The organism is Paenibacillus sp. FSL H8-0315, from assembly GCF_038005365.1.
In the GTDB taxonomy this organism is placed as follows: Bacteria; Bacillota; Bacilli; order Paenibacillales; family Paenibacillaceae; genus Paenibacillus_AQ; species Paenibacillus_AQ odorifer.
Window position 1 is genome coordinate 1,991,984 of record NZ_JBBOTA010000001.1, and the last position, 18,435, is coordinate 2,010,418.

Annotated in this window: 15 protein-coding genes and 1 tRNA gene; 5 read left to right on the top strand and 11 right to left on the bottom strand. The window is 45.5% G+C overall.

Translation table 11 applies throughout. From position 1 onward, the window contains the following. Positions 1 to 217 precede the first annotated feature (217 nt). From lonB to MHB56_RS08685, 7 genes are all read right to left on the bottom strand, one after another. Entirely contained in the window at positions 218 to 1,927 is a 1,710-nt protein-coding gene (gene lonB / locus MHB56_RS08655) for an ATP-dependent protease LonB (RefSeq protein WP_038573063.1), read from the bottom strand. Between the two features lie 176 nt (positions 1,928 to 2,103). Next, the gene (locus tag MHB56_RS08660) at positions 2,104 to 2,808 is read right to left on the bottom strand and encodes a BlaI/MecI/CopY family transcriptional regulator (protein ID WP_341143475.1); all 705 of its coding nucleotides are present in this window, start codon (positions 2,806 to 2,808) and stop codon (positions 2,104 to 2,106) included. A gap of 203 nt (positions 2,809 to 3,011) precedes the next feature. Continuing rightward, on the bottom strand, positions 3,012 to 4,139 hold the full coding sequence (gene ispG, locus MHB56_RS08665) for a flavodoxin-dependent (E)-4-hydroxy-3-methylbut-2-enyl-diphosphate synthase (protein ID WP_036685055.1): 1,128 nt from the start codon (positions 4,137 to 4,139) through the stop codon (positions 3,012 to 3,014). A 112-nt stretch (positions 4,140 to 4,251) separates the two neighbouring features. After that, positions 4,252 to 5,508 (bottom strand): ATP-dependent protease ATP-binding subunit ClpX, encoded by a 1,257-nt coding sequence (gene clpX / locus MHB56_RS08670; protein WP_036685052.1) that lies wholly within the window; start codon positions 5,506 to 5,508, stop codon positions 4,252 to 4,254. 12 nt (positions 5,509 to 5,520) lie between these two features. Next, positions 5,521 to 6,111 carry an ATP-dependent Clp endopeptidase proteolytic subunit ClpP gene (clpP, locus tag MHB56_RS08675; RefSeq protein ID WP_076129430.1) on the bottom strand — a complete coding sequence of 197 codons (591 nt, stop codon included), beginning with the start codon at positions 6,109 to 6,111 and terminating at the stop codon, positions 5,521 to 5,523. A 386-nt stretch (positions 6,112 to 6,497) separates the two neighbouring features. Continuing rightward, positions 6,498 to 7,832: a trigger factor gene (gene tig / locus MHB56_RS08680; protein ID WP_036685045.1), complete on the bottom strand. Its 1,335-nt coding sequence runs from the start codon at positions 7,830 to 7,832 to the stop codon at positions 6,498 to 6,500. A 98-nt stretch (positions 7,833 to 7,930) separates the two neighbouring features. Next, the gene (locus MHB56_RS08685) at positions 7,931 to 8,776 is read right to left on the bottom strand and encodes a hypothetical protein (protein WP_036685042.1); all 846 of its coding nucleotides are present in this window, start codon (positions 8,774 to 8,776) and stop codon (positions 7,931 to 7,933) included. 279 nt (positions 8,777 to 9,055) lie between these two features. On the opposite strand from MHB56_RS08685, the gene MHB56_RS08690 reads away from it, so the two are divergent. Next, positions 9,056 to 9,129, top strand: a tRNA-Arg gene (locus tag MHB56_RS08690). A 1,061-nt stretch (positions 9,130 to 10,190) separates the two neighbouring features. Here MHB56_RS08690 and pstA read toward each other — a convergent pair. From pstA to MHB56_RS08710, 4 genes are all read right to left on the bottom strand, one after another. Then, positions 10,191 to 11,018, bottom strand: coding sequence for a phosphate ABC transporter permease PstA (gene pstA, locus MHB56_RS08695; RefSeq protein WP_076194563.1), 828 nt, complete (start codon positions 11,016 to 11,018; stop codon positions 10,191 to 10,193). Positions 11,019 to 11,068: 50 nt separating this feature from the next. Next, entirely contained in the window at positions 11,069 to 12,016 is a 948-nt protein-coding gene (gene pstC, locus MHB56_RS08700; protein ID WP_341143476.1) for a phosphate ABC transporter permease subunit PstC, read from the bottom strand. A gap of 82 nt (positions 12,017 to 12,098) precedes the next feature. Then, the gene (locus MHB56_RS08705) at positions 12,099 to 12,959 is read right to left on the bottom strand and encodes a phosphate ABC transporter substrate-binding protein (RefSeq protein WP_038573065.1); all 861 of its coding nucleotides are present in this window, start codon (positions 12,957 to 12,959) and stop codon (positions 12,099 to 12,101) included. A 55-nt stretch (positions 12,960 to 13,014) separates the two neighbouring features. Then, positions 13,015 to 14,451 carry a stalk domain-containing protein gene (locus MHB56_RS08710; RefSeq protein ID WP_076129434.1) on the bottom strand — a complete coding sequence of 479 codons (1,437 nt, stop codon included), beginning with the start codon at positions 14,449 to 14,451 and terminating at the stop codon, positions 13,015 to 13,017. A gap of 340 nt (positions 14,452 to 14,791) precedes the next feature. Between MHB56_RS08710 and MHB56_RS08715 the strand changes: the two genes are divergently transcribed. From MHB56_RS08715 to MHB56_RS08730, 4 genes are all read left to right on the top strand, one after another. Further along, complete coding sequence (locus tag MHB56_RS08715) at positions 14,792 to 14,980, top strand: hypothetical protein (RefSeq protein WP_341143477.1); 189 nt, start codon at positions 14,792 to 14,794, stop codon at positions 14,978 to 14,980. A 920-nt stretch (positions 14,981 to 15,900) separates the two neighbouring features. Next, on the top strand, positions 15,901 to 16,632 hold the full coding sequence (locus tag MHB56_RS08720; RefSeq protein WP_076129437.1) for an ABC transporter ATP-binding protein: 732 nt from the start codon (positions 15,901 to 15,903) through the stop codon (positions 16,630 to 16,632). Continuing rightward, positions 16,629 to 17,678, top strand: a complete 1,050-nt coding sequence (locus MHB56_RS08725; protein ID WP_341143478.1) for an ABC transporter permease — start codon at positions 16,629 to 16,631, stop codon at positions 17,676 to 17,678. Before MHB56_RS08720 ends, MHB56_RS08725 begins: the two co-directional genes overlap by 4 nt. A 57-nt stretch (positions 17,679 to 17,735) precedes the next feature. Next, positions 17,736 to 18,425 carry a TetR/AcrR family transcriptional regulator gene (locus MHB56_RS08730; protein ID WP_341143479.1) on the top strand — a complete coding sequence of 230 codons (690 nt, stop codon included), beginning with the start codon at positions 17,736 to 17,738 and terminating at the stop codon, positions 18,423 to 18,425. Positions 18,426 to 18,435: the final 10 nt, after the last annotated feature.

Below are 18,435 nucleotides of genomic sequence, written 5' to 3' on the forward strand. Positions count from 1 at the left end.
ATGGCTCTCAATTAATCTCATATGCATTCATTCTAACAAAAGCAGCCCCAAAACACCAACAGAGTCCTTAGATTTCAAGAAGAACCGACTTGCTTTTCCATAAATAGAGACAACGTTCTTGTAGCATTTAAAAAGGAAGCAGCAGAATTGCCTGCAGCCTCCTTTATTTTACAGCGACAAATCTCACCTTATTCTTCGAATTAGGGATCAATTTAGTTTAACCCTTTGCAGATTCACCAGCCGCATCGGCCTTTAGGAGTGAAGGTGCAGCGGAGAACAGCTCTCCAGCAACTGCAGGCAGCCTTACATCAGCTGTATCGGCACCGAACAGGTGACGGAACACCTCTTCTACTGTTTCCATTGGAATAACGCGTAATGGTGCGAGGTCAGCGAAGAGCGACTGCCAGTTTTCTTTTGGAATAAGCACTGTAGTGGCTCCAGCTTGAAAAGCAGCTTCTACTTTGGCAATTACACCACCCACTGGCTTAACTCGACCATGGATGCCTATCTCACCTGTGATCGCTACCGTGTTATCCACGGGAAGTCCACGAATAGCGGAGACAATTGCTACTGCCATCGCTACTCCAGCAGAAGGTCCGTCAATCGGTGTACCCCCTGGGAAATTCACATGTAGATCATAACGATCGGGCTCCAGATTCATCGTACGCAGTACGGTCAATACATTCTCAACTGAGCCCTTTGCCATACTTTTTCGCCGAATCGTGCGGGAGCCTCCACCGATCTCTTCTTCATCCACCACACCTGTCACGTTCAATCTGCCTTGGCCGTTCACAGCAGGCGCTGCGGAAACTTCGATTTCGAGCAGAGTACCCATCCCTGGCCCATACACGGCAAGACCATTGACTAATCCAATCTGCGGTGCCGAAGGAATCTTGCGTTCCGTACGCAGCGGAAGCTGGCTGCTGCCTGCCACCCATTCCACATCAGCAGCATTTAGTGTATCTCTCTGCTCAGTTAAAGCTAATCCGGCAGCCAACTGAATCATATTAACTGCCTCCCGGCCGTTGGTTGCATACTGTTGCACCACAGTGACTGCTTCCGGACTTGGTTTAAGCCCAATTTTCTGTATCGCGTCACGCGCGATGACGGCAATCTCATCCGGCAGCAGCGGGCGGAAATAAATCTCCATGCAGCGCGAACGCAGCGCAGGTGAAATCTCATCTGGAGAGCGCGTAGTAGCGCCAACTAGCCGGAAATCAGCAGGCAATCCATTTTGAAAAATATCATGAATATAAGCCGGAGTATTATTATCCTCCGAATTATAATAAGCGCTCTCTAGCAGGACCTTCCGGTCCTCAAGCACTTTAAGCAGCTTATTCATCTGAATAGGGTGAAGCTCTCCTATCTCATCCAGAAAAAGAATCCCGCCATGCGCCTTAGTCACCGCGCCCGGTTTCGGCTGTGGCACACCCGCCACACCCATGGCCCCTGCACCTTGATAAATAGGATCATGCACAGAGCCGATCAACGGGTCAGCAATACCACGCTCATCAAAACGAGCGGTAGTGGCGTCAATCTCTGTGAATTTGGCGTCACTTTTAAAAGGAGAAAGCACATTCTTTTTCGCCTCTTCCATGACAACACGTGCTGCCGCAGTCTTGCCGACTCCCGGCGGACCATAAATAATCACATGCTGCGGATTAGCGCTGCAAAGTGCGGCTTTCAGGGCGCGCAGCCCATCTTTTTGCCCGACAATATCTCCAATAGAAGCCGGACGTGTTTTCTCCGACAATGGTTTAGTTAATGTAATCATCCGCATTTTCCGTAACTTGTCCAGTTCCTTGCGCGACTCTCGTTCTACCGCTGTCTTATTTGTCTTCTGACCCCGCAGCAGATTCCAAAAGTATACGCCGATAACCAGCGCGAAAAAGAGCTGCACGATCATCACAACTATACTTAATTCCATAGGTCATCCTCCTGTTTCGTTCAGTCTACCTTTCCACCCTTGGCTACTATTAGGTAGTATAGCCGTTTCGGTAATTAGTAAACGCAAATTTAAGGATTTGTTGAATTGTTGCAGTAGGATAGACTCTGATAATTAACTATAAGGGCATTAATGAGTGTGGGAATTGCGAATGTGGCTTAGGTAATTTTTAAAAAGGAGATAGTTGAGGAGGTTGGAGAGGAAGGAATGCGGAGGAGTGCGGAGTTATACTCAACATTTTTGACGCCGATTCCCCTCTTCACAGGGGTAAGCCAGCCTTTTTCACAGAGATTCTTTAGCATCATGCGTACTGTTTTGGGATCTAGCGTGAAATAATCAGCGACTACTTTAGGGCGTATCACCCCAGCTTGACGCACCACTAAACGCATGATTTCCTTCTCAGCGATTAGCAGTCTGCCACGCGGTGCATCTACAATTTGGTAGCGGCTTAGCGCCAAACGCAGCAGTGTAACACATAACTCAGGGCGCTGTTCAACATCATCATAGGCAAATGAAATTACTTGATAACCCATTCCGTACAGAAAAGTTTCACGATTTAGCTCATTACAATACTTCAGCCTATCCATGTCTCTTACATGAGCTGCATACCCTTTGATCTCAAACAAAAGCTTGATCGGCCCCGGCAAAAAAGCAAAATCAGCAAAATAAGCTCGTCTTTGTAAATCCAGCACCTCATACTCCGGATGAAGATTATTGAAATCACCACAAAGCGGCCACCAGACATTCTGCAAAAATAATTTCTCGGCGTGGCCATGCCCTCTCTCCAGCCTCCCCCGACGTTCGCCCGCTCTGCTTGCAAGATGATGCGCAATAAATTTTTCATGGGCTTGTTCATAGTTCATGTTTAATCATCCCTTCCTCCAAAATGGAAATAAACGCAAAAAAAAACGCCCCATGAGCCCCCGGATATACCGGAACTGCACAGGACGTTCTTCGCCACTTAGATCACTACTTACCTAACGTCGCCCAAAATTACTATACGATGCTAAGAAGTGTTTATAATATTATGAGATTGAAAATTCTTATAAATACCATTCAGACCAAGTTACTTCGATTGCACCGGAGGTGCAAGGTTAGCGTGGGCGCGGCCTGGGATTTCGCCCGTTGCCTCGTAAGCCACCACAATCGCATCAATTTCCTTCTTCAGCTCGTTTACGAGTTCAGCTTCAGGCACTTTACGGATCATTTGTCCGTAGCGGAAAAGCAAACCTTCCCCACGAGCGCCAGCAATACCGATATCTGCTTCACGTGCTTCACCAGGACCGTTAACAGCACAGCCAAGGACGGAAACTTTAATAGGCACCTTAAGCTTCGAAATGTATTCTTCCACCTCATTAGCGATGGAAAAAAGATCGATATCCAGTCGTCCGCAAGTCGGACAAGAGATCAGCGTCGCCGCGTTAGAGATCAGACCAAACGTCTTCAGCAGCTCACGCGCCACCTTAACCTCTTCAACCGGATCGGCACTAAGCGAGATACGCAGTGTGCTGCCGATGCCCATAGAGAGCAGTGCACCAATACCTGCGGAGCTCTTCACTGTACCAGCAAACAATGTGCCAGATTCTGTAATCCCCAAGTGCAGTGGATAAGGGATGACTTCCGCAGCCTGACGGTAAGCTTCGATGGCCATTGGCACATCGGATGCTTTTAGAGAAACGATAATGTCGTGGAAATCCAGTTCCTCCAGAATCCCAATATGGTATAACGCACTTTCTACCATAGCTTCTGGGGTTGGGTATCCGTATTTTTCCAAAAGGTGATTCTCCAAAGAACCGGCGTTTACACCAATCCGAATCGGAATTCCTTTTTCTTTACATGCTTTAACTACCGCTTCTACCTTTTCGCGACGACCAATGTTCCCCGGATTAATCCGTACCTTATCGATGCCGTTCTCGATAGCCATCAACGCTAGCTTATAGTTGAAATGAATATCCGCTACGAGTGGGATATGAATCTGTTTCTTGATCTCCTTGATTGCGGCAGCCGCCTCTTCATTGTTGACAGTTACACGTACTAGCTGGCAGCCTGCTTCCTCAAGCCGCAATATTTCAGCTACAGTAGCCTCCACATCAGCGGTTTTGGTTGTACACATGCTTTGAATCGCAACCTCGTTGTTTCCCCCAATAATGAGCCCGCCAACATTGACAGGACGGGTTTGGTGTCTCAAGAACATGATTTTTCTCCCCCATAACGCCAAAGCTCCACCCCTTCGCTCCCGCTAATGTGAAGCGGGATAAGCGGAAGAAAGGTGGAGACTGTGACATGTATTGTTAAGGAAAAGCGGCTTACGCGCTTTCCTCTTTCTTCTTGTCTTTCTTAAGGTTGAGCTCAGGCAAAGCTTTCTCCTGAACGACCTGTTCCGTGATCACACAATCCTTAATATCATCGCGTGAAGGAACTTCATACATCACATCGAGCATGATGCTCTCAATAATCGCGCGCAGTCCACGGGCTCCCGTATTACGTTTGATCGCTTCCTTGGCAATTGCTTCGAGTGCCAATGGTTCGAACTTCAACGCTACGTTGTCCATTTCCAGCAGCTTGATATATTGTTTAGTGAGTGCATTTTTAGGCTCGGAAAGGATACGTACAAGCGTATTCTCATCAAGCGGCTCCAAAGTCGAGATGACTGGCAGACGGCCTACAAATTCAGGAATAAGACCGAATTTGAGCAAATCTTCAGGCAATACCATCGACAAATATTCGCCAGGCTTAAGATCCTTTTGTCCTTCAACTGCTGCGTTGAAGCCAATGATTTTTTTACCGATACGGCGTTTAATCATTTGCTCCAGGCCGTCAAAGGCACCGCCAACGATGAACAGGATGTTCGTCGTGTCGATCTGAATAAACTCCTGGTGAGGATGCTTACGTCCGCCCTGCGGAGGCACAGAAGCAACAGTTCCTTCCAGAATCTTCAGAAGCGCTTGCTGCACACCTTCGCCGGAAACGTCACGAGTAATGGACGGATTCTCGGATTTACGTGCTACTTTATCAATTTCATCAATATAGATAATGCCGCGTTCGGCTTTCTCCACATCGTAATCTGCAGCTTGAATGAGTTTGAGCAGAATGTTCTCAACATCCTCGCCAACATAACCAGCTTCCGTTAAGGAAGTAGCGTCTGCAATAGCAAAAGGAACGTTGATAATCTTCGCCATCGTTTGTGCTAACAAGGTTTTACCAGAACCTGTTGGACCGAGCAAAAGGATATTACTCTTCGTCAGCTCAACATCTTCGATCTTGCTTTGGCTGTTCACGCGCTTGTAGTGGTTATAAACCGCTACAGAAAGAGATTTCTTCGCTTGCTCTTGACCGATTACATATTGATCCAAAATATCACGAATTTCCTTTGGTTTTGGAATGTCCTTCAGATCAAGCTCTTCCTCATGACCGAGCTCTTCTTCCACAATTTCCGTGCAAAGCTCGATACATTCGTCACATATATAAACGCCCGGTCCTGCTACAAGCTTACGAACCTGCTCTTGTGATTTACCGCAAAAAGAACATTTCAATTGCCCTTTTTCATCATTAAATTTAAACATCTAACCACCCCTTTAAGATTTCATCGGTGAAGAAAGAACCTGGTCAATAAGCCCATATTCCTTGGCTTCTTCCGCGCTCATGAAGTTATCGCGGTCTGTGTCCCGTTCGATTTTTTCAAGGGGCTGACCTGTGCGATCTACATAAATTTGATTCAGCTTCTGTCTCGTCTTGAGGATCCAGTCAGTGTGAATCCAAATATCAGACGCTTGACCTTGAACACCGCCGAGCGGTTGATGAATCATTACTTCGCTGTTGGTCAGCGCATATCTTTTGCCCGGAGCCCCAGCTGTTAGAAGGAGCGATCCCATGCTTGCTGCCATCCCTACACAAATGGTTGAAACATCCGGTTTGATATATTGCATCGTATCGTATATACCCATGCCGGCTGTTACTGAACCACCGGGTGAGTTGAGGTACAAGTGAATGTCCTTCTCGGGATCATCTGCTGCCAAAAACAGCAATTGAGCAATAACCAGATTGGCGACATCATCGTCAATCGCACTGCTTAAGAAAATGATGCGATCCTTGAGCAATCTGGAATAGATATCGTACGAACGTTCTCCACGACTTGTTGATTCCACAACCATTGGTACCAGACTCATGCCACCAACCTCTTTTCTCTGTACAGATTAGTCTTATCGTTTCAGAAATATTTTAACACGTTCACGGCGCGATGTCATTTTTTCACTACAGTGGACAGTCCGCTGCTTGTGAATTGTGACGTTACCGCCCCTATTACCTTATTGCCATACGTTCATACGGATACCTATGTAGTCACATATATTTGCGGCCGAGGATAAAAATAAGGCACGTAACGAAACTTACGTGCCTTATCATATCTGTATGGAGGCCGTGTAACTTGGCCGTTCTAGGTAGTGTCAAGCTAAAACGCCTTCGGCGTCCATTTAAGGACGGTAAGCGTTTATGCGAGAATTATAAGAATAAAGTATAAAGTGAAACTTATACCTTCTTATAATTTTAAAATATCCTACTCAGCTTTAGTGTCTTCAGCAGCTGGTGCTTCTTCTACTGCTTCAACTTCTACACTATTGCTAACAAGGAAATCAATGGTTTTACGCAACGAAAGCTCTTCGCTCAAGCTGCCCAGTGAACCGTTAGCTGCCAAGATGCTGCGGATTTCTTCTGGAGTACGTTTGTAAGCTTCAGCCATAGTAGCCAACTCTTCGTTAACTTCTTCTTCGGAAACTTCAATGTTCTCTTGTTTTGCGATAACTTCCAATACCAGGTTGTTGCGAACGCGTTTTTCAGCATCGCCTTTCATTTGGTTCTGCAAGTCTTCACGAGTTTGGCCGGAGAAGCTAAGGAACATATCCATGTTCATGCCTTGTTGACGAAGACGAGTGTCGAAGTCACGAACCATATTCTCAACTTCACTGTTGATCATAGCTTCAGGGATTTCAACTTCAGCGTTAGCTGCTGCTTTATCAACAACTGCATTTTCACGAAGGCCTTTTAGTTCTTCCTCTTTACGGGATTCGAGCTGAGCCTTCAAATCTGCTTTGTACTCATCCAAAGTTTCGAATTCACTTACATCTTTAGCGAATTCATCATCCAATGCAGGAAGTTGTTTGCGTTTGATTTCGTGCAGCTTCACTTTGAATACTGCTTTTTTACCCGCAAGGTTCTCTGCATGGTATTCATCAGGGAAAGTAACTTCAACATCTTTGAAATCTCCAGTAGCCATTCCTACCACTTGCTCTTCGAATCCTGGAATGAAGGAGTTGCTGCCAAGCTCAAGAGAGTGACGTTCAGCTTTTCCGCCTTCAAACGGTACATCATCAACATATCCGTCAAAATCGATTACAGCGATGTCGCCGTTAGCTGCTGCTTCTTCTTCAACTACTACAAGCTCAGCATGACGTTCTTGCAGACGAGCAAGTTCAGCACTCAACTCTTCTTCAGTCACTTCAGCTTTTTGTACTGGAACTTCCAGACCTTTGTAATCGCCGAGCTTCACTTCAGGTTTAACCGTGATCTTCGCTTTGAAGATAAAGGATTGGCCTTTAGCAAATTGCTCAATATCAACTTCAGGACGGTCTACAGGGAAGATGTCAGTTTGTTCAACTGCTTCACCGTAAGCTTCAGGAAGAAGAATGTCGATTGCATCTTGGTACAAGCTTTCTACACCAAAACGGGATTCAAAGATCGGCCGAGGTACTTTACCTTTACGGAAGCCTGGTACGTTAGCTTTTTTAACGACTTTGTTAAAAGCTTTATCAAGTGCTGCTGTTACGCGTTCTGCGTCTACTTCTACTTCAAGAACTCCAAGGTTCTTCTCTATTTTTTCCCATGTTGCTTTCATATTATACTTTTCCCTCCAAAATATAGGTTCACAAGTTTACTTCAAATAATGATACAATCCACGCACAGAATAACCATTATATTATATACAACATTACTTTATTTATCAAGTAGAGAAGTCTTTACAAAACCCTTGAGAGCACGATAAGCTCCCTCAAATTGAAAGCGCATGCCGTCTGTGATGCCATACATTCCACGTGTCTCTTCCTCTTGTCGGGAGCCGTTTAAACTCTCAGAAACAAATTGGTGCAACGCTCCTGCCCAAATATCCAGCAAAACGTCTTCGCCTTCCAGCAATTTCCGATATTCATCCGACCCATAAATCGACATGATGAACTGGCCCCAGAGCTCTTGTGCAAAATAATACAGCGTAGGCTCATGCACCTCAGCCTGCCCGGCTACCCGCTCCAGCACATGACTCACCTGCGGAGGAAAATCCTCCGTCTGCAGTGGCACGCTCTCGATCTCTACAAGTACCTTTTCATGTCCGCGAATCAGCTTCACTGTTCCCTGCATCCCACGCCGCTTAAGCGTCTGCAAGGTCCGAAATTGCAGCAGTGGATGAACATTATCCCCCTGTAGCCAAGTGGTCAGCTCCTCGTCAACGCCGCCACCTTCCAGATAGGATAGCTGCTCTAGTGCAAGTATTGTCGCCTCAGACAGAGGCTCGTTCATCACCCGCTGCAGCAGCTTTTTGGGATACCCCGTATCCTCGTTCATTTTAGATTTGGCCAAAAAGCGGGCCATATCCTCTTCCCTTAAATCTTCGTCTTCGGGGTGAACAGCTCCCTCCGCATCTCCATTCTGGGACGCGTAAGGAAATGCCGTTTCGAGCCATTCCAGCAGGGACCGCCATTCCTCGTAATTTCGCTCTTCCTGTCCTTGACACTGCAGCAAAAAACGAAGCAGCTCCATCGCTTCCCCGTAGCGTTCACTTTCCAGCATCACCGTCAGCTGGATTTGATAATAGTCCAGTGTCTTGGGGAAAAGGACGATATTCTCTTTGGTGGCGGGGGAATCCGAATGTTTAATGAGGGCACCTCCTTATGTCTACTTATGTGAATGGAATCCTAACCATTATAAAAGTTATTAATACCTTAAGCTTCTTCCGAAACTTAATAATTGTAGATTATAGCATACCCCGTACTCTTTTTAAAAAACAGCTTGAAAAAAAACACCCCATATGATATGATAATTCCTGCTTGCTTTTCTGCCAGCAACCATGTCCCGGTAGCTCAGCTGGATAGAGCATGCGCCTTCTAAGCGCACGGTCGGGGGTTCGAATCCCTTCCGGGACGTCATATAGAAACAGCCTTCCTTCGGGAAGGCTGTTTCTATGTTCAGGGGAGAGGTTGGGCGGAGCTCAGGGAGTCACTGGGACGAATAGACGACTGAACGACTGAGCTTAAAGATTCGCGGCTCTGGATTAGTTGAGTTTCAGAGATTAATGGAGCTTGGATTCGAAGCTCAGAACTTGATGAAACCTTAGCCTCGTCGGAGCTCAGGGTCCGATAGAGCTTAGCATTCGAAACTTAGAATTCAGTGAAAACCCATGCCTCGTCGGGCTATGAGTCGATGGAGCTTAACTTTTGATGCTCGCTCGGACTTGGTCACACTTAGAACTCATTGGGGCTCAGGGTTCTGTGAAGCTTAGCAATCGATGATCAGTTTCTATGAGTCACTGCCAGGTCATCCCACGTTTAGCATTAGAACATTACGGCTGCTTTTCCGGAGAAACGCCGCTACATGCTATCTAATTGCATTTTCTGCAACTAAAAGTACCCTTTTACCTCCAAAACTCGCTTTAATTGCATTACATACACTTATATTCTCAGATTTACGCCTAGAATGGCCTTTTCACCATTTTTAACTGCACAAAGTACAATTAAACCCAAACAAACCTATCCCCCTTAAAAATAAGTGCATAAAGTGCAATTAAAAACCACTCTTATCACCATTACTCACTCATCACTCACTACTCACTACTCACCACTCATTACTCACCACTCACCACTCACCACTCACTACTCACTACTCACTACTCACTACTCACTACTCACCACTCACCACTCACCACTCATCACTCATTACTCATCGCTCACTACTCATCACTCACCACTCACCACTCATTACTCATCGACTATTACTCTTCACATTCCCATTTCTGATTTTTAAATATGGAAACTTTTTTAGCTCTCTATAAGCGTGGCCAATCCAATTACTCAAAAGACACGCGCATTAGCAATTTTATCGAAGGATGAGAGTACCTTTGCTTATTTAATCGGGAATAAAAAAACTGTTCACGGCGATTTCTCGCCGAGAGACAGTTTTTTATGCATGTCTTCCTATATTAGCGGAATCAGCGCCCTTTGCGACGATTTCCGAGCCAGAGCGGAAAACGGAAGGCAAAGTTAATAAACAGAACTACAAATACGAGTACGGCTGCTGATTTGTCAGCGATTTGCCGCGCATCTTCTACAATTGCTTCAGATTGTACATACCATAGATGCACTGCCAGGGTTTCTCCCGGCGAGAACAGATTAAAGTCCCACATTTCGCCCGAGGTACTAAGGCCAGCGGTAAGGATAATAACCGCAGACTCCCCGAAGGCGCGCCCAGCAACGAGACAAATCCCAGTAACAATGGCTGACATTGCAACGGGTAGAACTACTGTGCGGATCACGTGGAATTTAGTCATGCCCAGTGCATATCCAGCTTCACGCATCTCCCCAGGAACAGCACGAACCGCTTCCTCCGTCACACGTGCAAGCATAGGCAGATTCAAAAGCGCCAAGCTTACCCCACCGCCAAGAATCGTCAGGCCGATCCCAAAATATTCAGCAAATATCGCAAGTCCAAGCATACCAAATACAATTGAAGGAACCGAAGAGAGAGCTTCTACACATATACGCAGGCCGCCTGTAAAAGCATTATCCGGAGCATACTCCGCCATATAAATCCCCGCACCTAAACCGATAGGGACGGAAATAAGCAGCGAGATGAACAAAATATAAAAAGAGTTGAAAAGTACAGGACCGATCCCGCCACCTACGTCAATCTCTTCAGGCTGTTTAATCAGGAAGTCAGGCCGCAGTGCTGGCAGACCTTTACTAAGAATCGTGAAGAGCAGCCAGAAGATTAGCAGCATAACTAAAGCCCCAAGCGTATAAAACCCTATAGTCGCCATCTTATTGCGTCTCTGAGCACGCGCTGTATGCTTTGTACTTGCGAATCCGTTCACGCTGCATCCCTCCTTTTTCTACCCAGCACGCGGATGATCAGAATCAGTACAAATGAAATCACCAGCAGAAGAAAGGCCATCATATGTAGGGCATAATTCCAGGTTGACTCAAACTCTACATTCGAGATTTGCATAACGATGTTACTAGTCAAGACCGAGGCAGGTGTAAATAAGGTTTTTGCCAACTGTGGTGTGTTTCCTATAACCATAACTACAGCCATTGTCTCCCCCACAGCACGAGTCATCCCGAGAATGACCGCGGAGATAATTCCTCTGCTAGCCGCAGGCAAAACAACACGCATAATAACTTGCAGACGGGTAGATCCAAGAGCGTACGCAGCATCCCGATATTTGCGTGGAACAGCGACAATTGCATCATCACTGATTCGGCAAATTGTTGGCAGGACCATTAATGCGAGCACGAGGGCCGCAGCCAGTAATCCATCGCCCAAGCTCTCCCCACTAACTCTACGAAGAAATGGAAGTAATACCGTTAAGCCTAAATAACCATATACTATAGAAGGTATACCAACGAGCAAATCGAGCACCGGGCGAATGAAGGTCTTCATCCACTTCGGAGCAATCTCCGCACAGAGCACGGCCATACCCACAGAAATAGGTACTGCGATCAGCAGGGTCAAAGCCGTCAGTGAAAGTGTATTTACGATGAAGGCAGCAGCCCCAAAGGAGTCCTCTTCAGGCGTCCAGTTAAAAGAAAAGAAAAAGTCCGCAGGCGAGAGATGACCAAACAGAAGCAGCGCCGTTTTGCCGATAAATAGAATTACAAGTCCAAGCACGAAGCAAAGTGCAAGAATGCTGAATAAGAAATAAAAGCGGAATAATCGGTTGCTAAACATATGTCTACTGTGACGTTTGGAGTTGGCGCTAACTTTTGTAACGCCCTCCTTAACCTTAGTTGCCAGGTTGTGGACTGGTGCCCCCATACTTTCCCTCCTGTAAGCGGCCAACCCCGTATCAAAATCGGGGCTGGCCGCTGTTACCGTTCAATATGATCTTCAGATGTTATTAACCCTTCATTGCTGCGATCGGAATGAATTTAAGCTTTTTCAGAGAACCTTGTTGGAACTTTTTGCTTTGTACGTATTCGATAAATTCTTTAGTTGCGCCAGTAGGTTGGCCTTTAGTCATGTAGTAACCATAAGCCCAAATCTTATAAGAACCGTTAATTACGTTGTCTGTAGTAGCTGCGATACCGTTGTGTTTCACTGCTTTTACGTCGCCACTTACATAAACAAGGTCGATATAACCGATGGAGTTAGGAGTAGTTCCTACTGCTGTTTTCATGTCGCCGGATGAACCTGTTTCTTTGTAGTTCTTAGCTTTTTTAACGATATCTCCGCCATCCAAGGCTTTAGCTTGATAGTTAACGCGGGTACCAGAACCGAAAGAGCGAGTGATGACAACGATATCTGCATCTGCGCCGCCTACTTCTTTCCAGTTGGTAATTTTGCCAGCGAAAATGCCTTTAAGTTGTTCTGTTGTGAGGTTATCTACACCCACATTTTTGTTTACAATCGTTGCAAAAGGAATGACAGCTACTTTGTTCGCTACCTGTCCGTCAAAAGCTTTGAAGCCTGGTACGTCGATGCTAGCATCCCAGTCGCAAGCGCCGATATCAGCGATGCCTTTTTTCACAGCTTGTGGTCCAGTTACAGAACCTTTACCAGATGCTGCGATTTTTACTTTAGGGTGCAGCTTTTGGAATTCTTTTGCCGCTTGCAAGGTCAATGGAAGAAGTGCGGTTGAACCGTTAACGGTGATTTTGCCACTAAGTGAATCTGCTGCTGCTGCAATCCCTGCAAAAGATGCGGTTACCGCGATTACGGCTGTTAAAGCCGTTACTGTTAATTTCTTGAAGATTTTCATTGTACTATTTTCTCCTCTCGGCTCTAGGCCGTTAAAATATGTTTTAGGATAATCATTATTTAGTCAGTTGCAGCCCTTTACCGCCTTGGATAACCCATACGCTGTCGCCGCTCACAATCGCAAGCTTGCTTCCATCTTTAGATACAGATACTTCAGATACATCTTCAGTCGTACGGAACAGTTCGGTCTTTGCACCACTACCATCGATAGAATAGATCACTGTGCTTCCGTCTGCCGTAGTACCTGCCACTACCAAACCATTGCTAACGCCAGTGGACCAATTCACTTCGATATCAAGTGCAATATTAGTGCTGGTTGCGTCCGCTTTTACAAGCTTCAGGGTATTCTTCGCATTGCCGTCTGCATCTGCGCTCAGGTATGCCACATTTCCATCAGCCAAAATCTCTGGGTAAAGCTTGTTATCCGCTGTGGTTGTTAATGCAGCTGGTTTAGCATCTTTTGTAGCCAGATCAAGCTTGTAAAGCTGCTCTCCTGCCGAGCTAAAGTCTACCGTAAGAGAATCTTCTGTGCTGTCTGCATCATTTTTAGCAACACCCGTCAAATTAACGATATAAACGGCACTTTTTTCGTCAGCAGAAATGCGCAGTTCAGATTTATTCTCAACCTTGTCAGCCAATACGGATTTAACATCACCAGTCTCTACTGAGATTTTAGCGATTTTTTCTTGCTTGTCTCCTTGGATGAAATAAATGCTTTTCCCATCTTTGGACCAAACCAGATCTGTCTTCACGCTATTGTCGGTGCCTAGTGTTTTAACAGCTCCGCTAGACAAGTTAATCAGATTCAGCAAACCTTTCTCATCATTAAAAGCTCCCCACTGTTGATCCGGCGATACTGCAAAGTCCACCGCACTGTCATTTGACGAAAACACTTCATAGTTACCTGGTTCTGTACTGAATTTGATAAGCTGAGTAGTTTCTGCATCACTTTTGTTCGCAATCAGGTTACCAGCTGCCGTCCAGTGCAAAGTATCAAACAATCCTTCCGGACGTGCAAAGCTCAAAATCGTGCTAGCATCAGCGTCCAGCTCTCCACCTAATGCAATAACTAACTTAGTCAGCTCTACATAGGTTTTACCGTTATAAAACACTGGAGCCACTGTGAACGATTCGGAATTACCATCTACTTGATAGCTCTTTGAGCCTGTTTTGAGTTGCACATTATGTAGTCCTTTGCTGTCGTTAAGTTCAAACCCGCTTGTTCCCAGTACTACCTTAGCCCCAATTTCACCAGCTACCTGAGTCAGCGAGTAAAGCTTGTAACCACTGCTGTTAATGGTGTTAAACACAATCGGCGTTCCGTTTACATTCCAAGTAGTTGTACCTTCTTTAACTGCTGTAACAGCAGCGACTTGATTGGTAGCTACAGATTTTACATTACTGCCGGTGCTAGCTGCAGATACACTTCCAACGCCTACTGTTGCAAGAAGTGCTGAAGCCAACGTTGCGCTAATCCATTTACTGTTTTTCAATTAGATTCACCCTTTTCGTATAGGTAACTGCTAATGTCATTTTCGTCTACAATTGTCAATTCTGTTGCAGAGGAATGTAATGGAAATATTAACTAGTATTCTTTTTTTTAAAAAATCAGGTATATTAGCTCATTTAACAATTTTCTTGATCTAAACCAAATGAACTAAACAGCAAAAACAGCCTATTTTCGTAAAAAGGTGCTTGGTGTGGCTACCTTATTTAGTTGGAGAATTGTTTGGAATTTGGCGTGACGAGGGACTAATTTGAGATTGCAGGCGGGTGGGGGGAGCTTGTTGCCGAGGTGGGCGGGTGGAGTATATTGGGAGGTCGCTTGGGCGCGTGGGGAAGCTTGTCGAGGAGGCCGCTGGGCACGGTGAGTATATGTGGAGTTCGCTTGGGCGCGTGGGGAAGCTTGTTGCTGGGGTCGATGGGCACGTGGAGTATATGTGGAGTTCGCTTGGGCGTGTGGGGAAGCTTGTTGCTGGCGAGAGTCTGCTATCAATTATGTGGCTGCTGCTTACGATTTAAAAACTACCTGGTCTGTTGGGGCGGTTTCTGCGTAAGGTTAGGAGATTCGGCTGATTGTACGGGATTTATACCGTTCTTTTACTGACTTTAGTAGGATTGGGCTCATTGTGCGGGATTTATACCGTTCTTTTACTGACTTCAGTCGGATTGAGCTCTTTGTGAGGGATTTTTACCGTTCTTTAGCTGACTTCAAAGAATGAGCTCACTCTACGGGATTTATACCGTTCTTTTGCTAACTTTAGCGGGATTGGGTACATTGTACGGGATTTATACCGTTCTTTTACTGACTTTAGTAGGATCGGGCTCATTGTGCGGGATTTATACCGTTCTTTTACTGACTTTAGTAGGATCGGGCTCATTGTGCGGGATTTATACCGTTCTTTTACTGACTTCAGTCGGATTGAGCTCATTGTGCGGGATTTATACCGTTCTTTAGCTTGATTTATCTAAATCATGCCTATTTAGTGGCATTTATGCCCTTCTTTTGTCTGGTTTAGGTAAACCCGTGCTATTTTGAGGCAATTATGCCTTTCTTTTAGCTGATTTAAGTGGATCGACGCCATTTAAGGGCATTTATGTCTTTCTATTACCTAGTTTAGGCGGACTGACACTATTTAGTGGCACTTTTGCCTTTCATTCAAATCATCTCTATATACATAGTAAAAGGACATGTTGAATTAACAAACGTCAATCGGGATTAAGCTAATACTGTGGGATACCTTTGTATAAAATATATGGTTTACAATTCCTAACTTTTGATGCAGAGTAATGAGTGAGTACTCACTCATTATATAATTAGAGTGTTTAACGCAATGCAGTTCATCACCATCACCATCACCATCACCATCACCATCACCATCACCAGCAACATCTTCAACTCAAGTAAGTATCCCAGAACATTCAGAATCGAGGAGATAAACATGGGTTCAGAGGTTCCAGTTATTTCAGTGAGCCATGTCGGGAAAGCGTTTGGAGAGAAACAGGTGCTCGAGGATATTTCGCTTCAAGTGGAACGTGCGGAAACCTTTGGCATACTAGGGCCATCGGGCTCAGGAAAAACAACATTAGTGAAGCTGCTTACAGGTATCGATGAGGTAACCTCCGGCGAGGTGAAAATACTTGGCGTGACGATGCCGAAGCTGACTATGCTGCAACAGATTGGGTATATGGCCCAGTCTGATGCCTTGTACACGGAGCTTAGCGCGAAGGAGAATCTGGAGTTTTTTGCAGCGCTATATGGACTAAAGGGGGAGCAACGCTCCAAACGCATCACAGCCGTAATGGAGATCGTTAATTTACAAGATCATTTGCGAAAAAGAGTAGACCAATACTCCGGCGGGATGAAACGCCGCTTATCATTGGCGATCGCGCTGCTGCATGAACCGCCGTTGCTTATTCTTGATGAGCCTACAGTTGGCATAGATCCGGTATTGCGGCTATCCATCTGGAAGGAACTAAAAGCGCTGAACCAGAAAGGCACCACTATTGTGCTGACCACGCATGTCATGGATGAAGCTGAAAAATGTGACCGGCTCGGAATGATCCGTGATGGCAAGCTGCTTGCTGCCGACACGCCTGCCGGACTGCTGCAAGCCACCGGTTCAGCTTCTATTGAAGAAGCCTTTTTATATTATGGAGGTGTGCGTTCATGAGAATCCGAGCGATCACCTTAAGGATTTTGCGACAATTCATTCATGATAAAAGAACAATGGCATTAATGTTCATTGCACCACTCCTCGTTCTAAGCTTAATGAGCTTGGTCTTCAACGGTGACGCCTATGAACCCAAAATCGGTGTGTCCGGTGTACCTCTAAATATGTCAGCTGCGTTAAAAGAACAAAATGCCATCATCAAAGAATATGCCAGCTCAGAGCTGGGAAAAGGCGCTTTAGTAGAAGGAAAAATTGACGCTTTGATCACTTTGAACGGAACCGCCGGAGATTCGCAAGTTACGCCTCAAGTGCTGCTAGAAGGTAGCAACCCTACAGCCAACAAGGCAGTAATCATGACGCTTCAACAAATCTCCCAGAAGCTTCTTCCAAGCACAAAGGAACAATTACAGCCGCAGATCAGCTATCTTTACGGTTCTGAGAATATGAAGACAATCGACCGTTTCGGTCCCATTATGATTGGCGTATTTGTTTTCTTTTTCGTATTCTTGATTGCAGGTGTATCCTTCTTAAGGGAACGAACCACAGGCACGCTTGAACGCCTACTTTCGACTCCATTGAAAAGATGGGAGATTGTGATGGGGTATGTATGTGGTTTCGGCATATTTACCGTTTTTCAGGCGCTATTGATCTCATGGTATTCCATACAGATTCTTGGCATTATGATGACAGGCAGCTTTGGTTACGTATTGCTGATCACATTACTCCTATCGATGACAGCGCTGACGTTGGGCACACTGCTGTCGGCTTTTGCAGCCAATGAGTTGCAGATGATTCAGTTCATTCCGCTCATTATAGTGCCACAAATCTTCCTCAGTGGATTATTCCCGCTTGATACCCTTCCACTGTGGCTCCAGCGCGTTGGCCTCGCTACACCGATCTATTACGGATCAGAAGCTCTGATGGACATTATGGTCCGTGGCAAAGGATGGAGCGCAATTGCACTGGATGTCTATGTACTAATAGGATTTTCGCTGCTATTTATGCTGCTGAATGTATTAGCACTGCGCAAGCATCGCAAAATGTAACTTCACAAAAACTATTATCATTGAAACAAAATGAATCAAGCATGGAGGGCTATTGTAATGAAAGAGGAAGTTTCTAGGGAACAAAATATAGAAGAGCAGTGGATAGAAGAACTGCTGACCCTTGGCAAAGACGAGAAACTGACACCGAAGCAGATTTCTATTCTACAAGCGGCGATTGAGGTATTCTCCGAAAAAGGATACTCTGCGACTTCAACGAGTGAAATTTCTCAGAAGGCGGGCGTGGCGGAGGGAACGATTTTTCGCTATTACAAGACTAAAAATGATCTGCTGCTTGCCATAGTAGGTCCTACCATGAGTCGCATGCTTGCGCCTTTTGTGCTGCGGAATTTCAACGGCGTGCTTGATATGCCCTACGACAGCTTTGAGGAGTTCCTGCGGGCATTTATGATCAATCGGCTGGATTTCGCCCGCAAGAATTTTAAAATTCTTAAGATTCTTATTCAGGAGATTCCTTTTCAGCCAACAGTTAGAGCGCAGTTTGTAGAGAATATTCTTAGCAAAATACTGGAGCGCGTGATTGATATTGTTGAACATTTTAAGGAAAAGGGTGAAATCATCGAGGTGCCTACACCCACACTTATACGCTTCACACTCTCATCTGTCGTAGGTTATTTGATGAATCGCTTGCTGCTGCAGCCAGATAAGGACTGGAACGACGAGGAAGAAATCAACCTGACGATCGCTTTTATCATGCATGGAATAAGTAAAACAACACCCCCTATTTGATGCGCACGCC

Excerpts from the sequence above, each read along its gene's own strand:
- lonB (WP_038573063.1), bottom strand. The coding sequence starts at position 1,927 with ATGGAATTAAGTATAGTTGTGATGATCGTGCAGCTCTTTTTCGCGCTG.
- tig (WP_036685045.1), bottom strand. The coding sequence starts at position 7,832 with ATGAAAGCAACATGGGAAAAAATAGAGAAGAACCTTGGAGTTCTTGAA.
- ispG (WP_036685055.1), bottom strand. The coding sequence starts at position 4,139 with ATGTTCTTGAGACACCAAACCCGTCCTGTCAATGTTGGCGGGCTCATT.
- clpP (WP_076129430.1), bottom strand. The coding sequence starts at position 6,111 with ATGAGTCTGGTACCAATGGTTGTGGAATCAACAAGTCGTGGAGAACGT.
- MHB56_RS08705 (WP_038573065.1), bottom strand. The coding sequence starts at position 12,959 with ATGAAAATCTTCAAGAAATTAACAGTAACGGCTTTAACAGCCGTAATC.
- MHB56_RS08725 (WP_341143478.1), top strand. The coding sequence starts at position 16,629 with ATGAGAATCCGAGCGATCACCTTAAGGATTTTGCGACAATTCATTCAT.
- pstA (WP_076194563.1), bottom strand. The coding sequence starts at position 11,018 with ATGGCGACTATAGGGTTTTATACGCTTGGGGCTTTAGTTATGCTGCTA.
- MHB56_RS08660 (WP_341143475.1), bottom strand. The coding sequence starts at position 2,808 with ATGAACTATGAACAAGCCCATGAAAAATTTATTGCGCATCATCTTGCA.
- MHB56_RS08730 (WP_341143479.1), top strand. The coding sequence starts at position 17,736 with ATGAAAGAGGAAGTTTCTAGGGAACAAAATATAGAAGAGCAGTGGATA.
- clpX (WP_036685052.1), bottom strand. The coding sequence starts at position 5,508 with ATGTTTAAATTTAATGATGAAAAAGGGCAATTGAAATGTTCTTTTTGC.
- MHB56_RS08720 (WP_076129437.1), top strand. The coding sequence starts at position 15,901 with ATGGGTTCAGAGGTTCCAGTTATTTCAGTGAGCCATGTCGGGAAAGCG.
- MHB56_RS08685 (WP_036685042.1), bottom strand. The coding sequence starts at position 8,776 with ATGCTGGAAAGTGAACGCTACGGGGAAGCGATGGAGCTGCTTCGTTTT.
- pstC (WP_341143476.1), bottom strand. The coding sequence starts at position 12,016 with ATGGGGGCACCAGTCCACAACCTGGCAACTAAGGTTAAGGAGGGCGTT.